Raw genomic sequence first — 16698 nt, forward strand, 5'->3', positions numbered from 1 at the left:
TCAGACCGCGCCGCCGCCCGCCCGGACCAGGCCCGTCTCGTACGCCAGGACCACGACCTGGACCCGGTCGCGCAGACCCAGCTTGGTGAGGATGCGGCCCACGTGCGTCTTCACCGTCGCCTCGGAGAGGACCAGCCGGGCGGCGATCTCGCCGTTCGACAGGCCCTGCGCGACCAGCATCATCACCTCGCGCTCCCGGTCCGTCAGCCGCCCCAGCTCCTTGTGCTCGGGCTCCTTGCCCGAGGACGGCAGCATCGGCGAGAAGCGGTCCAGGAGCCGGCGCGTGGTCGAGGGCGCCACCACCGCGTCGCCGCTGTGGACCGAGCGGATCGCGCCGAGGAGCTCCGCCGGCGGCACGTCCTTGAGCATGAAGCCGCTCGCGCCCGCCTTCAGTCCCGAGAACGCGTACTCGTCGAGGTCGAAGGTCGTCAGGATCAGCACCTTCGGGGCCCCCGGCTCCGAGCAGATCCGCCGGGTCGTCTCCACCCCGTCCAGCTTCGGCATGCGCACGTCCATCAGGACGACGTCGACCGCCGTGGAGCGCAGCACCTCCAGGGCCTCGACCCCGTCGCCCGCCTCCGCCACGACCTCCATGTCCGGCTGGGCGGCGAGCACCATGCGGAAACCGGTCCGCAGCAGCACCTGGTCGTCGACGAGCATCACGCGGATGGACATCAGGTCAGTTCCTTAGGGGTCGTCAGTGGGCGGGCTTGAGGGGGAGCAGGGCGCTGATCCGGAAGCCGCCGCCTGGACGCGGGCCCGCGTCCAGGGTGCCGCCGACCATGCCGACCCGCTCGCGCATGCCGATCAGACCATGGCCGCGCCCGTCGGCGCCGCCGTCCTCGTACATCTCCTGCGGGGCGCCCCGGCCGTCGTCCTCGACGAGCAGGCCCAGACCGTCGTCGAAGTAGACGAGCCGCACGCTGGCGCCGACGTCCGGACCGCCGTGCTTGCGCGTGTTGGTCAGGGCCTCCTGCACGATCCGGTACGCGGTGAGCTCGACGCCGCTGGGCAGCGGGCGGGGGCTCCCCTCGATCGCGAAGTCGACGGTGAGGCCGGCGCCCCGGACCTGCTCGACGAGGTCCTCGATCTGCCGCACGTCGGGCTGCGGCACGTACTCCCCGGCCTCCTGGTGCTCGCCGGTCCGCAGGATCCCGAGGAGTCTGCGCATCTCGGCGAGGGCCTGCCGGCCCGTCGTGGAGATCGTCTCCAGGGCCTGCTTGGCGGTCTCCGGGGAGGAGTCCATGACGTAGGCGGCGCCGTCGGCCTGGACCACCATCACCGACACGTTGTGCGCGACGACGTCGTGCAGCTCGCGGGCGATCCGGGCCCGCTCGGCGGCGACCGCGACCTTCGCCTGCGCCTCGCGCTCCTGCTCCAGGCGGGAGGCCCGCTCCTCCAGCTGCGCGAAGTAGGCGCGGCGGGTGCGGAGCGAGTCGCCGAGGACCCAGGCGAGGGCGAACGGCACGGTCATGATGATCGTGAAGAAGATCTTGGCCGCGTCCGATCCCGGGGCCTCCATGGGCCATCTGATCTGGGAGAGCGTGGAGGCGCCGAGTCCGCCGACGAGCGCGAGCCGGGAGGCCCAGCGGGGGCCGTCGTGCGCGGCGACGGTGAAGATGATCACGAGCATGGCGAAGTCCGCCATGAACGGCACCAGGCCGAGCGCCAGCTGGACGAGGCCCAGCGCGACCGCGAGCAGCAGCATCTTCTCCGGGGCACGCCGGCGCAGGGCCACGACCAGGGAGAACAGCGCGGCGACCAGACCGTACGCGACGGGCTGGTCCACCGTCGGGTGGGTCGTCCCCACCCACAGCAGGGAGAACCCGAGGAGGACGACGGCCCAGAAGACGTCGACGCCCGTCGGGTGTCTGCGGATGAAGTCGTAGAGGCGCTGCACGTCACCCAGAGTAGGGAAGGGCGACGGGTGCCCGGATCAACCGTGGGGTCGATCCTTGGCGCGGGACCCGTACTCCCCGAGGTGGAGACTGGGGCACGTGACGGATGAGACGTGTCAGTGGCAGGGGTGGCGGGAGGCCACGGAGCGGGCGCTGTACGGCCCGGGGGGCTTCTATCTGCGCCCCGAGGGCCCCGCGGGGCACTTCCGCACCTCGGTGCACGCCTCCCCGCTCTTCGCGGCGGCCGTGGCCCGGCTGCTCGGCGAGGTCGCGGAGGAGCTGGGGACGGCCGAGGTCGACCTGGTGGACGTGGGCGCGGGGCGCGGCGAGCTGCTCACCGGTGTGCTCGCGGCCGTCGGGTCCTCGCTCTCCGTGCGGGCGTACGCCGTCGAGCGCGCCGCCCGCCCGGACGGGCTCGACCCGCGGGTGGAGTGGACGGACCGGGTGCCGCGGGGCGTGCGCGGGCTGCTCTTCGCGAACGAGTGGCTCGACAACGTGCCGGTGGACGTCGCCGAGGCGGACGCGGCGGGCACCGTCCGGTACGTGGAGGTCGCCCCGGACGGCACCGAACGGCTCGGCGCCCCCGTCACCGGCCCGGACGCCGACTGGCTGGCCCGCTGGTGGCCGCTGCGGGAGCCGGGCGCGCGGGCCGAGATCGGGCGGCCCCGCGACGAGGCCTGGGCGGCGGCGGTCGGCTCCCTCGCGGCGGGCCGCGCGGTGGCCGTGGACTACGCGCACCTCCGGGACTCCCGGCCCCCCTTCGGCACCCTCACCGGCTTCCGCGCGGGCCGCGAGGTCCCCCCGGTCCCGGACGGCGACCGCGACCTGACGTCCCACGTGGCGATGGACGCGTGCGCGGGCCTCCCGGCGGATCTCCCGGCGGGGGACGGGGACGGTACGGACGACCACGCGGGCGCGTACGGAAGCGGAAGCCCGGGCCTCACGGGTGGCGGCCCGGGTCCGGACAGCCACCCGGACGCGGGCCGTACGGGCGGCGGCCCCTTCGGCGGGCTTCCCGTGGCCGAGATCGTCACGCAGCGGGAGGCCCTGCGACGGCTCGGGGTGAGCGGGGAGCGGCCGGCGCTCTCGCTCGCCTCCGCCGACCCCGCCGGTTACGTCCGGGCGCTCGCCTCCGCCGGAGAGGCGGCGGAGCTCACCGCGCGCGGTGGTCTCGGCGACTTCCTGTGGCTGATCCACCGGGTCCCGGGGGCCCGGGGCGGCAGGGGATACTGACCGCATGACGGAGACGACGGTCGGAATCGGCGGCGCGGCGGAGAGCACCGACATGGTGCTGAACATCGGGCCGCAGCACCCCTCGACCCACGGCGTGCTCCGGCTCCGGCTCGTGCTCGACGGCGAGGTCGTCCGGCATGCCGAGCCGGTGATCGGCTACATGCACCGGGGCGCCGAGAAGCTCTTCGAGGCGCGGGACTACCGGCAGATCATCATGCTGGCCAACCGCCACGACTGGCTGTCCGCCTTCTCCAACGAGCTCGGCGTGGTCATGGCCGTCGAGCGGATGCTCGGCATGGAGGTCCCGGAGCGGGCAGTGTGGACGCGGACGCTCCTCGCCGAGCTGAACCGGGTCCTCAACCACCTGATGTTCCTCGGCTCGTACCCGCTCGAACTGGGTGGCATCACCCCCGTCTTCCACGCCTTCCGGGAGCGCGAGGAGCTCCAGGCGGTGATGGAGGAGGTCTCCGGCGGCCGGATGCACTACATGTTCAACCGGGTCGGCGGCCTCAAGGAGGACCTGCCGGCCGGCTGGCTGGGGCGGGCGCGGCAGGCCGTCGCGGACGTGCGGTCGCGGATGGACGTCTACGACCGGCTGGTCCTCGGCAACGAGATCTTCCGGGGCCGTACGCGCGGGGTCGGCGTCCTCGCCCCGGAGGCCGTCCACGCGTACGGGGTGTCCGGGCCCATCGCCCGCGCCTCGGGCGTCGACTTCGACCTGCGCCGCGACGAGCCGTACCTCGCGTACGGGGAGCTCCAGGACACCCTGAAGGTCGCCGTCCGGCAGGAGGGCGACTGCCTCGCCCGCTTCGAGTGCCTGCTCGACCAGACGCACAACTCCCTGGACCTGGCGGACGCCTGCCTGGACCGGATGGCCGAGCTGCCGCCCGGCCCGATCAACCAGCGGCTGCCGAAGGTCCTCAAGGCGCCGGAGGGCCACACGTACGCCTGGACCGAGAACCCGCTCGGCGTCAACGGCTACTACCTCGTGTCCAAGGGCGAGAAGACCCCGTACCGGCTCAAGCTGCGCTCGGCCTCGTTCAACAACATCCAGGCGCTGGTGGAACTGCTGCCGGGGACGCTGGTCGCCGACATGGTGGCGATCCTGGGCTCGCTGTTCTTCGTCGTCGGCGACATCGACAAGTGACCCCGCCCCGCGCCCGCGCGGGTGCGGGGCCCGGCGTCACGAGCTGACCGCGCCGCGGAGTTCCGCCACGTCCAGCTGCTCCGTCTCGTCGTGGGCCGTGAGGTCGATGACCTGGCCGATCGCGCGGGACGGCAGCGGCGTGAGCGGCTCGGAGGACAGGACCTCCTCGCCCACGACGTCGGCGAGGTCGGTGTTCTGGACGGCCTCGATGGCGGCGGCCGCCTTCTGCGTGTTCTGCGTGCCGAAGAAGTCGAAGTTGCCCTCGGGGCGCGGGGCGGGCCTGCGGGCCGCGTACGGCACGATCGCGGCCGCGACGGGAACGGCCGACAGGGCGGTGGAGGCGGCCGTACGGGTGTGCTGCTCGGTTCCGGCGGCCGCCGCGTGCTTCCCCTGCGGCTCCTCCGTCTCCCGGGCGCGCTCGGCGAGGTCGCGGGCGCGGGCCGCCTCGGCGGTCCGGCGGGCCTGCTGGGCGGCGGCGTTGCGCGGGAGGTCGCGCAGGGCCTGGGCGGCGCGGCGGAAGGCCTCCGGGGTGGGCGCGGAGCCCGCGGCCGGCAGCGCCTTGGCCCCGGCGGTGCCGGTCTCCAGGGCGAGGACGCGGCGGCCCTCCAGGGCGCTGGCGCGCTCGGTCTCGGCGGTGGCGTACCGGCGGAGCAGGTCGGCGTGCTCGCCGCGCAGTCCGGCGAGCTCCACGCGCTTGGCGCGGAGCTTGGCGTCGAGCCGGGAGCGCAGCGCGCGGGCCTCCTCCAGGTCGGCCTCCAGCTCGGCGGTCCGCTCCTCGGCCTTCCACACCTCGGCGGCGCGCGCCCGGTCGAGCTCGGCGACCTTCAGACCGGCGCTCCGGTCCCAACTGCGCATGAGGACGGCGCCGGTGACGGCGGCAGCGGCCGCCGCGGCCGCGAGCAGCCGCGCGATCACCGGGTCGCCGGGCAGCCAGGCCGCCGCGGCGCAGACGACCGCGGCGCCGGCGACCGCGGAGGGCGGCAGCAGTTTGTGCAGAGGCGGGGAATGGCGGTGGCGTCCACGTGGCATGGCCTGAAATTTACCGTGCGTAGGCGCCATGTGGGGCGTCGGCCCGGCAATCTCTTGGCCACTTCTCGCCAGCGGAAGTGGGGAGGAATGGTTCCGGTTCCGTTTCGGGCCGACTCCCCTCCCCCGCCGCCTACTTCTTGAGCAGCCCCTTCGTCTCCAGATACTCCTTGGCGACGTCCGCCGGCTTCGCCCGCTCGGCGTCCACCTTGCGGTTGAGTTCGGCGAGATCCGCCGTGGTCAGCACCTTGGTGATCTTGTCGAGGGCGGCGGCTATCTCCGGAGAGCCGGCGTCCTTGGCGTTCACCACGGGCAGCACGTTGTCCGCGTTCTGCAGGTGCTTGTCATCGGTGAGGAAGACGAGGCCGTAACCGTCGATCGTGGCGTCCGTGGTGGTCGTCAGGACCAGCTGGTCGACGCCGTCCTTCACCGCCTGCTTGGCCTGCGGCGTACCGACGCCCTTGGGGTCGATCCCGGTCACGTCGATCCCGTACGTCTTCTTCAGACCGGGCGCGCAGAAGGGGCGCACGGCGCATTCGTCCCCGGCCGCGATCTTCACCTTCAGCTTGGCGCCGCCGAGATCGGAAAGGGTCGTCAGCTTGTTCTTCGCGGCGAATTCCTTCGTCACCGCGAAGGCGTTCTGATCGACGGCCTCTCCGGCCGCGAGGACCTTCAGACCGCGCGGTTCGGCGAGCTTCCGCAGCGCGTCGACCGTGGCCGTCACGTCGCCCGTGGCGACCGGCTTGTCCTCGGGCGCCTTCGGGCCGTTCACCTTCGCGTTGAGGAATTCCGCGATCGTCGCCGCGTATTCCGGGACGACGTCGATCTCGCCCTTCTCCAGCGAGGGTTCGTACAGTTCGCGATTCTTCACGGTGGTGATGGACACCGAGTATCCGGCGGCCCGCAGCGACTGCGCGTACAGCTCGGCGAGGACCTTGGCCTCGGTGAAGGCGGCCGCGCCGACCACCAGCGAGCCCTTCTCCCCGCCGCCGGAGCTCCCGGACTCCTTCTTCTTGCCTTCCTCCAGGCTGTCGCCGCCGCACGCGGCGAGGGCGGCGGTCAGCGCCGCCGTACCCAGCAGCGCGCCCGCGATGCGCGAGACCCTGTTCACGAGATCACCCATTCCAGTCAGCGTTCAACAAGTCTTCTGCGTCGGTCGGAAGGCCGTCGACCGAAAGGCCGTCGACCGAAAGGCCGTCAGTCGAAAGGCCGCCGGCCGACGAGCCGGTCCGCGGCCACCAGGACGCCCTCCACCAGCAGGGCGAGCAGCGCCACGAGCACGGCGCCCGCGACCACCTGCGCGGTGTCGTACGTGGCGAAACCAGCCGTGATGATCCGGCCCAGGCCGCCCTGCCCGACCATCGCGGCGACCGTCGCCGTGGCGACCACCTGCACCGCGGCCGAGCGGATCCCGGTCATCACCACCGGCCGGGCCAGCGGGAGTTCGACCCTCAGGAAGAGCTGGCCGCCCGTCATCCCCATGCCGCGCGCGGCCCGCACCGCGGCCCGGTCCACCTCCCGCACCCCCACGTACGCGTTGGTGAGGAGCGGGGGGATCGCGAACAGCACCAGGGCCACCACGGTGGGCACATAGCCGGCGTTCCGCAGGGGCGACACCATGAACAGGGCGAGCACCGCGAAGACGGGGATCGCCCGCCCCACGTTCGACACGTTCACCGCGAGCGCCCCGCCCCGGCCGAGGTGGCCGAGCCACAGGCCGAGGGGAAGCGCGAGCGCCGAGGCGATCAGGAGCGCCGCCCCGCTCACGTACACGTGCTCGGCGAGCCGCTGCCCGATGCCGTCCTCGCCCGTCCAGTGCGCGCCGGTGGCGAGCCAGCCCCAGGCGTCCGTCACGATGCCCATCTCACCTGCCTCCCGGCGCGGTCCGTATCCGGGTCCACGGCGTGAGGAGCCGCTGGAGTCCCAGGAGCAGCAGGTCGGCGGTGACGGCCAGCAGCACGCACAGCACCGAGGCCGCGAGCATCTGCGCCTTGAAGAAGGTCGGCAGCGCGTCCTCGATGAGGTTGCCCAGGCCCCCGCGGCCGACGACCGAACCGACCGTCGTCAGCGCGATCGTGGAGACCGTCGCCATCCGCACACCCGCCATCAGGACCGGCAGCGCCAGCGGGAGTTCGACCTGCCAGAGCAGCCGCAGCGAGCCGTACCCCATGCCCCGGGCGGCCTCCCGCGTCTCGGCCGGCACGGCGGCGAGCCCCGCCAGGGTGTTCCGCACGAGGATCGTCAGCGCGTACAGCACGAGGCCGGTCACGACGAGCGCCGCCGAGAGCCCGAAGAGGGGCAGCAGCAGCGAGAACATCGCGAGCGACGGCACCGTGTAGAGCAGGGTGGTCAGGCCGAGGACCGGTCCGGCGAACCGGGGCCTCGCGCGGACGAGCAGCGCGAGGGGCACCGCGACGGCCAGCGCGATCAGCACCGACACGACGGTGATTCCCACATGCTGGAGCAGCGCGTCCGTCAACTCCCCGCCGCGCGTGCGCAGGTACTCACCGCAGATCCAGTCGTTCGTGACCAGACAGTTCGGCGCGGTCATCGTCCCTCCCCCCGGTCGTCCACCCTCCCGAACGCTTGTGTGACGACCCTAACCCCCGCCACCGACAATCGCCGGGACCCGCCACAATGCGGCAACACGCCCTTCACACGCCCCCGGTGTCCAGGGGACAGAATGGGGAACCATGATCCGGTTCGAGCACGTGACCAAGCGGTACGACGACGGCACCACGGCCGTCGACGACCTCTCCTTCGAGGTCGCCGAGGGCGAACTCGTGACCCTGGTCGGCCCGTCCGGCTGCGGCAAGACGACCACGATGATGATGGTGAACCGGCTCGTCGAGCCGACCTCGGGCCGCGTCCTCGTCGACGGGCAGGACATCGCGGGCGCCGACCCGGTCGCCCTGCGCCGCAAGATCGGATACGTCATCCAGCAGGTCGGGCTCTTCCCCCACCGCACGGTCCTCGACAACACCGCGACCGTCCCCGCCCTCCTCGGCTGGAAGAAGGCCGCCGCACGCGCGCGTGCCGCCGAACTCCTCGACCTCGTCGGCCTCGACCCGGCCGTGTACGGCCCCCGCTACCCCGCCCAGCTCTCCGGCGGCCAGCGCCAGCGCGTCGGCGTCGCCCGCGCGCTGGCCGCCGACCCGCCCGTCCTCCTCATGGACGAGCCCTTCGGCGCCGTCGACCCGGTCGTCCGCGAGCGCCTCCAGAACGAGTTCCTCGCGCTCCAGGCCACCGTCCGCAAGACCGTCCTCCTCGTCACCCACGACATCGAGGAGGCCGTCCGCATGGGCGACCGCATGGCCGTCTACGGACAGGGCCGCATCGAACAGTTCGACACGCCCGCCACCGTCCTCGGCTCCCCCGCCACCCCGTACGTCGCGGACTTCGTCGGCAGCGACCGGGGCCTCAAGCGGCTCGCGGTCACCCCCGTCACCGAGGCCGACCTCGACCCCCTGCCCGGTCCCCACGAAGGCGCGGACGGCGCCCCTGCCCATGTCCCCGTCGGGACCTCCCTCAAGGAGGCCCTCGCCGTGCTCCTCCAGCACGACACCGGCCGCCTCGCCGTCACCGGCGAGGACGGCCGGCCGCTCGGCGTCCTCACCCCGGCCGGCGTCCACCGCGCCCTGCGCCGCGCCTCGGCCGACTGAGGTCAGCTCGCGCTGAGCCGCTCACCCATCCAGACCAGACCCGGCGCGATCTCCCGGTTCCACGTGTTGAAGTTGTGGCCGCCGCTGTCGAGGACGATCGACGAGACCTGCGCCGGGCTCTTCACCTTCCGGATGAACTCCCGCGTCGACTTCAGGTTGCCCTCGCCCTTCTTCGACGTCGTCACCAGGAACGACGTGCTTCCCACCGGCCCGTGGTCCAGGCTCCACAGCAGGTCGCCCCGCCTGCGCAGGGCCTCGTCCCCGTGGAACAGGTCCCCGGTCGTGACGTCCTCCGCCGCCTTGTAGTACGCGGAGAGGCCCACCCCCGCCGCGAACCGGTCCGGATGGTGGAGGGCGATCTTCAGCGCGCAGTAACCGCCCGTCGAGTTCCCCATGAACCCCCAGTTCCGCGCCCTCGTCCCCACCCGGTACAGCCCCGAGACCGCCTTCGGCAGGTCCTCGGCGAAGAAGGTCTCCGTCTTCGGGCCCCCCGGGACGTCCACGCACTCGGTGTCCCGCGGCGGCGCCACCGTCGGACGCATCATCACCAGGATCATCGGCTGCATCCGCCCCGCCTTCGCCTGGGCGTACGCCTTCCTCGGGTAGTCCAGCGCCTTGAGCAGGTTCTCGGCCGTGCCCGGATACCCCGTGAGCACCACCGCGGCCGGGAACTTCCGCTTCGCGTACTGCGCCTGGAAGTACTCCGGCGGCAGATACACATAGGCCTGCGAGGCGATCTTCGACCGCTCCCCCTCCACCAGGACCTTCTGGACCTGCCCCCCGACCGACGGACGGCCGCCGCCCGGCACGTCGAGCGCCTGCGTCCCCAGCACCCGCACGTCCTTCGAACCGGCACCGTGGTCGACGACCACCCCCAGCTCCTGCTCCTGCCCGAACAGGTCCGCCCAGGAGCCGTAGAAGAGGAACGACCGGTTCGCCCCCAGGCCCACCGCCGCGAACAGCGCCACCTGGGTCACGAGCAGCATCCCCACCCGACCCGTGACCGGGAGCCAGCCGCGCCGCGCGAGCCTCGGCCACAGCCAGACCGTGACCAGGAACAGCACCACGGCCAGCACCACGGCCGACACGAGGACTTTGTCACTGGTGAGACCCATGAGACGACCGTGCCTTTCTTTCCGAGATTTTCCTGAGAACGAATGAACCCGACCCCGTACACCTTCGTCATAGAAGGCGCACCAGCCGGGACGGCCCGCCGACGCGCCGCAGGGCCCGACCGGAGTCAAGGACCCTGCGCAGGACCACGGGAAGTACGGGAAGCCATGTCTGTCACGCTAGATGGGGACAAATCCGGATTGGTTCCGGTTCAGGTGCGGCGGATTCTCCGCGGCCCCCGCCCCGAGAAGGTCCCCGCCCTCGTCGGCACGGCATGCACCCTCGTCGGCCTCATCGACATCGCCGCCGGGGTCTTCCCCCGCTTCCGCGCCAGCCGCATGCACACCATCGCCGAAGTCCTCCCCGGCACCTTCGGCACCCTCGCGCCCCTCTCCGCCGCCGTCTCCCTGAGCGCCGGCGTCCTCCTCCTGCTCCTCGCCCACGGCCTCAAGCGGAACAAGCGCCGCGCCTGGCGCGCCGCCGTCGTCCTCCTCCCCCTCGGCGCCGCCTCCCAGTTCGTCTGGCGCCACTCCGTCCTCGGAGCCCTCCTCTCCCTCGTACTCCTCACCCTCCTCGTACGCCACCGGGGTGAGTTCGCCGCCCTCCCCGACCCGAGCAGCCGCTGGCGGGCCCTCGCCAACTTCGTCGTCATGGGCGCCGGATCCATCGCCCTCGGCCTCGTCATCGTCAGCGTCCACCCCCGCCGCGTCATCGGCGACCCCAGCCTCACCGACCGCCTCGAACACGTCCTGTACGGACTCATCGGCGTCGAAGGCCCCGTCTCCTACACCAAGGGCACCGACTGGACCGTCGGCTACTCCCTCGGCGCCCTCGGGATGCTCACCGCCCTCACCACCATCTACCTCGCCTTCCGCCCCGAGCACCCCGCCGCCCGCCTCACCGACGACGACGAGACCCGGCTCCGCGCCCTCCTCGCCCAGCACGGCGGCCGCGACTCCCTCGGCCACTTCGCGCTCCGCCGCGACAAGGGCGTCGTCTTCTCCCCCAGCGGCAAGGCCGCCGTCTGCTACCGCGTCGTCTCCGGCGTCATGCTCGCCAGCGGCGACCCCATCGGCGACGTCGAGGCCTGGCCCGGCGCCATCGAACGCTTCATGGACGAGGCCAAGGCCCACTCCTGGACCCCCGCCGTCATGGGCTGCTCCGAGACCGGCGGCCAGGTCTGGACCCGCGAGACCGGCCTCGACGCCCTCGAACTCGGCGACGAGGCGGTGGTCGACGTCGCGGATTTCTCCCTCTCCGGACGGGCCATGCGCAACGTCCGACAGATGGTCAAGCGCATCGAACGCAACGGCTACACCACCCAGGTCCGCCGCGTCCGTGACCTCGACGACGAGGAACTCGAACGCGTCCGCCGCGCCGCCGCCGACTGGCGCGGCACCGACACCGAACGCGGCTTCTCCATGGCCCTCGGCCGCATCGGCGCCCCCGGCGACGGCGACGCCGTGATAGCGACCGCCCACAAGACGGACGACACCGACGGGACCGGCTCCTCCGCGGACTCCCCCTACGGCGACCTCAAGGCGATCATCCACTTCGTGCCCTGGGGCCCCGACGGCATGTCCCTCGAACTCATGCGCCGCGACCGCTCCGCCGACCCCGGCATGAACGAGCTCCTCATCGTCGCCGCCCTCCAGGCCTCCCCCGCCCTCGGCATCACGCGCGTGTCCCTCAACTTCGCCATGTTCCGCGCCGCCCTCGCCCGCGGCGAGAAGATCGGCGCCGGCCCCGTCCTGCGCCTCTGGCGCGGACTCCTCGTCTTCCTCTCCCGCTGGTTCCAAATCGAGTCCCTCTACAAGTTCAACGCCAAGTTCCAGCCACGCTGGGAACCCCGCTTCGTCGTCTACCGCAAAAGCGGCGACCTCCCCCGCATCGGCTTCGCCGCCATGCAGGCCGAAGGCTTCGTGAACTTCTCCCTGCCCCTCCCCTTCACCCGCAGGCGCCCCGCCCGCGCCCCCCGCCCCTGCGCCCACGTCATCCCCGCCCAGACGCCCGACCGAGAGGTCCGCGCGGCCTGATATCGCCCCTGGGCCCTACGCTGGACACATGAGTACGACGATCGACCGGGGCACGGCGCTCGGCCTGCCGGAGTGGGACCGCTGCGCGGTCATGGGCGTGGTCAACGTGACCCCCGACTCCTTCTCCGACGGCGGCCGCTGGTTCGACACCACGGCCGCCGTCAAACACGGCCTCGACCTGGTCGCCGAGGGCGCCGACCTCGTCGACGTCGGCGGCGAGTCCACCCGCCCCGGCGCCACCCGCGTCGACGAGGACGAAGAGCTCCGCCGCGTCATCCCCGTCGTCCGCGGCCTCGCCGCCGAAGGCGTCACCGTCTCCGTCGACACCATGCGCGCCACCGTCGCCGCCCGCGCCGTCGAAGCCGGCGCCGTCCTCGTCAACGACGTCAGCGGCGGCCTCGCCGACCCCGGCATGGTCCCCGCCGTCGCCGCCGCCGAAGTCCCCTTCGTCGTCATGCACTGGCGCGGCTTCAGCGCCGACATGAACAGCCTCGCCGTCTACGACGACGTCGTCGGCGAGGTCCTCACCGAACTCCGCACCCGCATGGAAGCCGTCATCGACGGCGGCATCGCCCCCGAGCGGATCGTCATCGACCCCGGCCTCGGCTTCGCCAAGCTCGCCCCCCACGACCTGGCCCTCGTCGCCCACCTCCCCGAGCTCCGCGCCCTCGGCCGCCCCCTCCTCGTCGCCGCCTCCCGCAAGCGGTTCCTCGGCCACGTCCTCACCCGCGAGGGCGCCGCCCCGCCACCCGCCCGCGAGCGCGACGCCGCCACCGCCGCCGTCTCCGCCCTCGCCGCCCACGCGGGCGCGTGGGCCGTCCGCGTCCACGAGGTACGGGCCACCGCCGACGCCGTACGCGTCGCCAGGGCCGTCGAGGGCGCCGCGTGAGCCGCGCGGACCGCGCCACCGACGAGGCGGCCGTCGAAGCCGCCAACACCACCTTCTACGAGGCCATGGAGACCGGCGACTTCGAACGCCTCTCCGCCCTCTGGCTCGACGACGGAGCCACCCCCATCACCTGCGTCCACCCCGGCTGGCCCGTCCTCACCGGCCGCGGCGAGGTGCTCCGCTCGTACGCCCTGATCATGGCGAACACCGACTACATCCAGTTCTTCCTCACCGACCTGCGGATCTCCCTCGCCGGCGACACCGCCCTCGTCACCTGCACCGAGAACATCCTCAGCGGCGGCCCCGCCGAGGACGGCGCCGAACTCGGCCCCCTCGTCGGCCAGCTCGTCGTCGCCACCAATGTGTTCCGCCGCACACCCGGAGGCTGGCGGATCTGGTCCCACCACGCCTCCCCCGTCCTGGGCGACACCGAGGAGACGGGCGGTCCGGAAGACGGCCCCGAGGCTTCGAATCCACCCGCCTGACGCGCCCCCGGCCCCCCAAGGGCAAGCGCTGTCGGTCCCCGCAGGTAGATTCGAAGTGGACACCCGGCCGTCCGCACCCGGCTGCGTGACCACCCGAACTACGACAGCAGGAGTGATTCGCGTGGATCGTGTCGCGCTGCGCGGCCTCAAGGCCCGAGGCCATCACGGCGTCTTCCCCAAGGAGCGCGAGGAGGGCCAGACCTTCATCGTGGACCTGGTCCTCGGCCTGGACACCCGCCCTGCGGCGGCCGACGACGACCTGGCGAAGACCGTGCACTACGGCATCGTCGCCGAAGAGGTCGTCGACGTCGTCCAGGGCGAGCCCGTCGACCTCATCGAAACCCTCGCCGAGCGCATCGCCCAGCAGTGCCTCAGCCACGCCGGGGTACAAGAGGTGGAAGTCGTCGTCCACAAGCCGGACGCGCCCATCACCGTGCCCTTCGACGACGTGACCATCACGATCACCCGGAGCCGACGATGAAACCGACGCAGAGCGACCCCACCGTCCAGCCCGTGCCGGCCTCCGTCGTCGCGACCGTCGACGCCGCCGACACCACCCTCTCCAACCCCCACTGGGCCGTCCTCGCCCTCGGCGCCAACCTCGGCAACCGCCTGGAGACCCTCCAGGGCGCCGTCGACGCCCTCGGCGACACCCCCGGCCTCCGGGTCAAGGCCGTCTCCCCCGTCTACGAGACGGCGCCCTGGGGCGTCGACCCCGGCAGCCAGCCCTCGTACCTCAACGCCGTCGCCCTCGTGAGGACGACCCTGCCGCCCTCCTCCCTCCTGGAGCGGGCCCACGCCGTCGAGGAGGCCTTCCACCGCGTCCGCGAGGAGCGCTGGGGCGCCCGCACCATCGACGTCGACATCGTCGCCTACGCGGACGTGGTCTCCGAGGACCCCGTCCTCACCCTCCCGCACCCCCGCGCCCACCTGCGCGCCTTCGTCCTCGCCCCCTGGCACGACGTGGACCCCGACGCCCAGCTCCCCGGCCACGGACCGATCGCCGACCTCCTCGCCGCCCTCGGCCGCGAAGGCGTCACGCCCCGCCCCGACCTGGAACTCCGTCTCCCGGAGTAGTCGTTACGCTCGTGCAAGACCGCCCGCGCGACGACACGAAGGACATCCGGTGAAACAACTGCGGCTGAAAGTGCTCACCGGACTGTTCTTGGTCGCCGGCATCCTCTCCTGGGGTGCCGCCCGGCTCTGGGACGCCGTCGGCACCCTCCCCAGCGTGCCGCTCGCCGCGCCCATCGTCCTCGCCGTGATCGCCGTCGTCCTCACCGCGACCGCCCTCTCGATCCGCGCCCGCCTCAAGGCCCAGCGCGAGCGCCGCCCCGGCGCCAAGGGCGTCGAACCCCTCATGGCGGCCCGCGCGGTGGTCTTCGGCCAGGCGAGCGCCCTCGTCGCCGCCCTCGTCGCCGGCATGTACGGCGGCACGGGCGTCTTCCTCCTCGGCTCCCTCGACATCCCCGCCCGCCGCGACCAGGCCATCTACGCCGCCTTCGCCGTCGCCGCCGGCATCGCCGTCATCGCCGCCGCCCTCTTCCTGGAACGGGTGTGCAAGCTCCCGGAGGACGACGAGAACGGCAAGGGCCACGCCCCCGTCTCCTGAACCTGGCAGGATGCCGCCGGGAGGGTGGTTCGGGATGCGCCCGAAAGCCGTACGCCGCAAGACGTTCGCCTGGACGAGCATGGCCTTCGGAGCCGGCTTCTACGCCATCGGACTGTTCGTCGCCCTCGCCGACGAGAACGACGGATTCGGGGTCGGGCTCGCCATGGCGACCACGGCCCTCTTCCTCTGGACCCTCGGCTGGGACTCCACCTACCGCTACACGGCCACCCACGTCTCCACCACGCACTTCCTCATCAGCACAGCCGTCGCATGGCAGGACGTCACGCGCATCGACAGCACCGCCGGCCTGGCCCTCCACCTACGCGACGGAACCACCCTCGGCTCGATCTCCTACGGAGACTCCGTCATCGGCGCCGTCACCGGAAACATCACCCACCGCAGAGCCCAGACCATCCTGCGCGCCGCCCACCACACCGCCACCCACCCCACCGACCGCCGCAGCCCCCCGGGCCCCGTCCCCCGCCACCACGGCTTCGCGTGGCGTCGCGGGCTCGTGGCGGCCGCCGTGATCTACTCGCCGATGCTCGCCGCGAGCACGCTGAACTGAAGCCGCCCCTACCAGGGCTCGCGCGCGAGGTGCCCGTTCACCAGGAAGGTCGGGTGCGGGGCGAGCCGGTAGCTGTAGAAGGTGAAGGGCTTGGTGCCGAGCGCGGGGCGGGGGCGGACCTCGTGGACCTGGACCCAGGAGGACTCGGGTGGCTCGAGCGGGTGGCGCTCTGGGGCGTACGTGCCTCGGGCGGCCCAGCGATTCGACACGTAGAGCCGAGAGGCCAGCCCTCGCTTCGACGGGGTGAACCGGGCGCCGATGACCTGCGCCAGCTCGACCAGGAAGGGAACGTTGGCGCTCACGATCACACGGCCCCAGCCATGCTTGAGATCGCAGCCGTCACCATCGATGTACCCGTCGAGGAAGCCCTGGAAGGTGGCGGCGTCCCTAAGTACCACTCGCGGAAAACTCTGCCGCATGTGGTGGGCGTCGCCGCCGACGTAGTGCCGCATCGCATCGGAAAGATACGAGGACACCACCCGTACCCGGAAACCCGGCAGGTCCCGCTTCAGGTAGCCGGAGGGCCGGGTCACCGCTTCCAGACGAGCAGGGAGGCCCATGCAGGCGGTCAGTGCGGTCGCGTACCGGAAGGCGAAGTCCTCCTCGTTCACGATCAGCGACACGTAGTTCTTGCCGACCGTACCGTCGGCGCACGTGGCCCCCACGAAATAGCCGAACTCGTACCCCGGCCGGATCGTCAGTCGCTCCCGGCACAGCTTCTTCGCATGCGTCCAGGCGACCGTCGTCCCCGCCACGTCCGCCGCACGCGTCCACCCGTCCGGTGTGAGCAGCAGCAGGTCCGGACCGGCAGTGAAGGTCATGTGGTCCGTGACCACATCGACGGCCTGCCGCCCCTTCACCGCCGTCACGTCCACGACCGCGGTCTGCACCGTCCGGTCGCCGTCCAGCGTCCACATCACGCTGCCCGGAACCACGTTCTTGGCCTGCGTGCAGCCGTCCACCAGGTTGACCAGCATCTTGCTGGTCGGTCCGTAGCCCATACCGCCCCCTTGATCAGCGAGGAACTCC

At 72.3% G+C, this 16698-nt stretch carries 18 protein-coding genes; 10 read left to right on the top strand and 8 right to left on the bottom strand.

What is annotated here, in order from left to right; translation table 11 throughout:
- Complete coding sequence (locus tag ACH4TP_RS36770) at positions 1–675, bottom strand: response regulator (RefSeq protein ID WP_389237587.1); 675 nt, start codon at positions 673–675, stop codon at positions 1–3.
- A 22-nt stretch (positions 676–697) separates the two neighbouring features.
- Positions 698–1900 (bottom strand): sensor histidine kinase, encoded by a 1203-nt coding sequence (locus ACH4TP_RS36775; RefSeq protein ID WP_398191046.1) that lies wholly within the window; start codon positions 1898–1900, stop codon positions 698–700.
- A 97-nt stretch (positions 1901–1997) separates the two neighbouring features.
- Here ACH4TP_RS36775 and ACH4TP_RS36780 point away from each other — a divergent pair, with 97 nt between their 5' ends.
- A complete protein-coding gene (locus ACH4TP_RS36780) occupies positions 1998–3131 on the top strand; it encodes an SAM-dependent methyltransferase (protein ID WP_398440310.1) in 1134 nt (377 codons plus the stop codon).
- 4 nt (positions 3132–3135) lie between these two features.
- Positions 3136–4278: an NADH-quinone oxidoreductase subunit D gene (locus ACH4TP_RS36785; RefSeq protein WP_389237581.1), complete on the top strand. Its 1143-nt coding sequence runs from the start codon at positions 3136–3138 to the stop codon at positions 4276–4278.
- 36 nt (positions 4279–4314) lie between these two features.
- Here the strand turns inward: ACH4TP_RS36785 and ACH4TP_RS36790 are convergent, their stop codons facing one another.
- From ACH4TP_RS36790 to ACH4TP_RS36805, 4 genes are all read right to left on the bottom strand, one after another.
- On the bottom strand, positions 4315–5307 hold the full coding sequence (locus ACH4TP_RS36790) for a hypothetical protein (RefSeq protein WP_389237579.1): 993 nt from the start codon (positions 5305–5307) through the stop codon (positions 4315–4317).
- Between the two features lie 130 nt (positions 5308–5437).
- Entirely contained in the window at positions 5438–6427 is a 990-nt protein-coding gene (locus ACH4TP_RS36795) for an ABC transporter substrate-binding protein (RefSeq protein WP_389237577.1), read from the bottom strand.
- A 74-nt stretch (positions 6428–6501) separates the two neighbouring features.
- Complete coding sequence (locus ACH4TP_RS36800) at positions 6502–7167, bottom strand: ABC transporter permease (RefSeq protein ID WP_398191054.1); 666 nt, start codon at positions 7165–7167, stop codon at positions 6502–6504.
- 1 nt (position 7168) lies between these two features.
- On the bottom strand, positions 7169–7855 hold the full coding sequence (locus ACH4TP_RS36805; protein ID WP_398440312.1) for an ABC transporter permease: 687 nt from the start codon (positions 7853–7855) through the stop codon (positions 7169–7171).
- 142 nt (positions 7856–7997) lie between these two features.
- Between ACH4TP_RS36805 and ACH4TP_RS36810 the strand changes: the two genes are divergently transcribed.
- Positions 7998–8966, top strand: coding sequence for an ABC transporter ATP-binding protein (locus ACH4TP_RS36810; RefSeq protein ID WP_389237571.1), 969 nt, complete (start codon positions 7998–8000; stop codon positions 8964–8966).
- A 2-nt stretch (positions 8967–8968) separates the two neighbouring features.
- On the opposite strand, the gene ACH4TP_RS36815 is transcribed toward ACH4TP_RS36810, so the two are convergent.
- Complete coding sequence (locus tag ACH4TP_RS36815) at positions 8969–10081, bottom strand: alpha/beta hydrolase (protein WP_389237569.1); 1113 nt, start codon at positions 10079–10081, stop codon at positions 8969–8971.
- 165 nt (positions 10082–10246) lie between these two features.
- Between ACH4TP_RS36815 and ACH4TP_RS36820 the strand changes: the two genes are divergently transcribed.
- The 7 genes from ACH4TP_RS36820 (at position 10247) to ACH4TP_RS36850 (ending at position 15669) form a co-directional block, all read left to right on the top strand.
- Positions 10247–12115, top strand: coding sequence for a phosphatidylglycerol lysyltransferase domain-containing protein (locus tag ACH4TP_RS36820; RefSeq protein WP_398440313.1), 1869 nt, complete (start codon positions 10247–10249; stop codon positions 12113–12115).
- 28 nt (positions 12116–12143) lie between these two features.
- The gene (folP, locus tag ACH4TP_RS36825) at positions 12144–13004 is read left to right on the top strand and encodes a dihydropteroate synthase (RefSeq protein ID WP_398191063.1); all 861 of its coding nucleotides are present in this window, start codon (positions 12144–12146) and stop codon (positions 13002–13004) included.
- Between the two features lie 65 nt (positions 13005–13069).
- The gene (locus tag ACH4TP_RS36830; protein ID WP_389237674.1) at positions 13070–13489 is read left to right on the top strand and encodes a nuclear transport factor 2 family protein; all 420 of its coding nucleotides are present in this window, start codon (positions 13070–13072) and stop codon (positions 13487–13489) included.
- Between the two features lie 121 nt (positions 13490–13610).
- Positions 13611–13970: a dihydroneopterin aldolase gene (folB, locus tag ACH4TP_RS36835; RefSeq protein ID WP_017240053.1), complete on the top strand. Its 360-nt coding sequence runs from the start codon at positions 13611–13613 to the stop codon at positions 13968–13970.
- The gene (gene folK / locus ACH4TP_RS36840; RefSeq protein WP_398191066.1) at positions 13967–14566 is read left to right on the top strand and encodes a 2-amino-4-hydroxy-6-hydroxymethyldihydropteridine diphosphokinase; all 600 of its coding nucleotides are present in this window, start codon (positions 13967–13969) and stop codon (positions 14564–14566) included. Before folB ends, folK begins: the two co-directional genes overlap by 4 nt.
- A 49-nt stretch (positions 14567–14615) precedes the next feature.
- Positions 14616–15101, top strand: coding sequence for a DUF3180 domain-containing protein (locus ACH4TP_RS36845; protein WP_398191069.1), 486 nt, complete (start codon positions 14616–14618; stop codon positions 15099–15101).
- A gap of 34 nt (positions 15102–15135) precedes the next feature.
- Positions 15136–15669, top strand: a complete 534-nt coding sequence (locus ACH4TP_RS36850; protein WP_398440314.1) for a hypothetical protein — start codon at positions 15136–15138, stop codon at positions 15667–15669.
- 8 nt (positions 15670–15677) lie between these two features.
- On the opposite strand, the gene ACH4TP_RS36855 is transcribed toward ACH4TP_RS36850, so the two are convergent.
- Positions 15678–16670, bottom strand: coding sequence for a hypothetical protein (locus ACH4TP_RS36855; RefSeq protein WP_398440315.1), 993 nt, complete (start codon positions 16668–16670; stop codon positions 15678–15680).
- Positions 16671–16698 lie beyond the last annotated feature (28 nt).

The organism is Streptomyces sp. NPDC021012 (assembly GCF_044333355.1).
Taxonomy (GTDB): Bacteria; Actinomycetota; Actinomycetes; order Streptomycetales; family Streptomycetaceae; genus Streptomyces.

What these genes read in the sequence shown, in the direction of transcription:
- ACH4TP_RS36770 (WP_389237587.1), bottom strand. Translation starts at nt 675, where the DNA reads ATGTCCATCCGCGTGATGCTCGTCGACGACCAGGTGCTGCTGCGGACC.
- ACH4TP_RS36785 (WP_389237581.1), top strand. Translation starts at nt 3,136, where the DNA reads ATGACGGAGACGACGGTCGGAATCGGCGGCGCGGCGGAGAGCACCGAC.
- ACH4TP_RS36790 (WP_389237579.1), bottom strand. Translation starts at nt 5,307, where the DNA reads ATGCCACGTGGACGCCACCGCCATTCCCCGCCTCTGCACAAACTGCTG.
- ACH4TP_RS36795 (WP_389237577.1), bottom strand. Translation starts at nt 6,427, where the DNA reads ATGGGTGATCTCGTGAACAGGGTCTCGCGCATCGCGGGCGCGCTGCTG.
- ACH4TP_RS36800 (WP_398191054.1), bottom strand. Translation starts at nt 7,167, where the DNA reads ATGGGCATCGTGACGGACGCCTGGGGCTGGCTCGCCACCGGCGCGCAC.
- ACH4TP_RS36805 (WP_398440312.1), bottom strand. Translation starts at nt 7,855, where the DNA reads ATGACCGCGCCGAACTGTCTGGTCACGAACGACTGGATCTGCGGTGAG.
- ACH4TP_RS36810 (WP_389237571.1), top strand. Translation starts at nt 7,998, where the DNA reads ATGATCCGGTTCGAGCACGTGACCAAGCGGTACGACGACGGCACCACG.
- ACH4TP_RS36815 (WP_389237569.1), bottom strand. Translation starts at nt 10,081, where the DNA reads ATGGGTCTCACCAGTGACAAAGTCCTCGTGTCGGCCGTGGTGCTGGCC.
- ACH4TP_RS36820 (WP_398440313.1), top strand. Translation starts at nt 10,247, where the DNA reads ATGTCTGTCACGCTAGATGGGGACAAATCCGGATTGGTTCCGGTTCAG.
- folP (WP_398191063.1), top strand. Translation starts at nt 12,144, where the DNA reads ATGAGTACGACGATCGACCGGGGCACGGCGCTCGGCCTGCCGGAGTGG.
- ACH4TP_RS36830 (WP_389237674.1), top strand. Translation starts at nt 13,070, where the DNA reads ATGGAGACCGGCGACTTCGAACGCCTCTCCGCCCTCTGGCTCGACGAC.
- folK (WP_398191066.1), top strand. Translation starts at nt 13,967, where the DNA reads ATGAAACCGACGCAGAGCGACCCCACCGTCCAGCCCGTGCCGGCCTCC.
- ACH4TP_RS36850 (WP_398440314.1), top strand. Translation starts at nt 15,136, where the DNA reads ATGCGCCCGAAAGCCGTACGCCGCAAGACGTTCGCCTGGACGAGCATG.
- ACH4TP_RS36855 (WP_398440315.1), bottom strand. Translation starts at nt 16,670, where the DNA reads ATGGGCTACGGACCGACCAGCAAGATGCTGGTCAACCTGGTGGACGGC.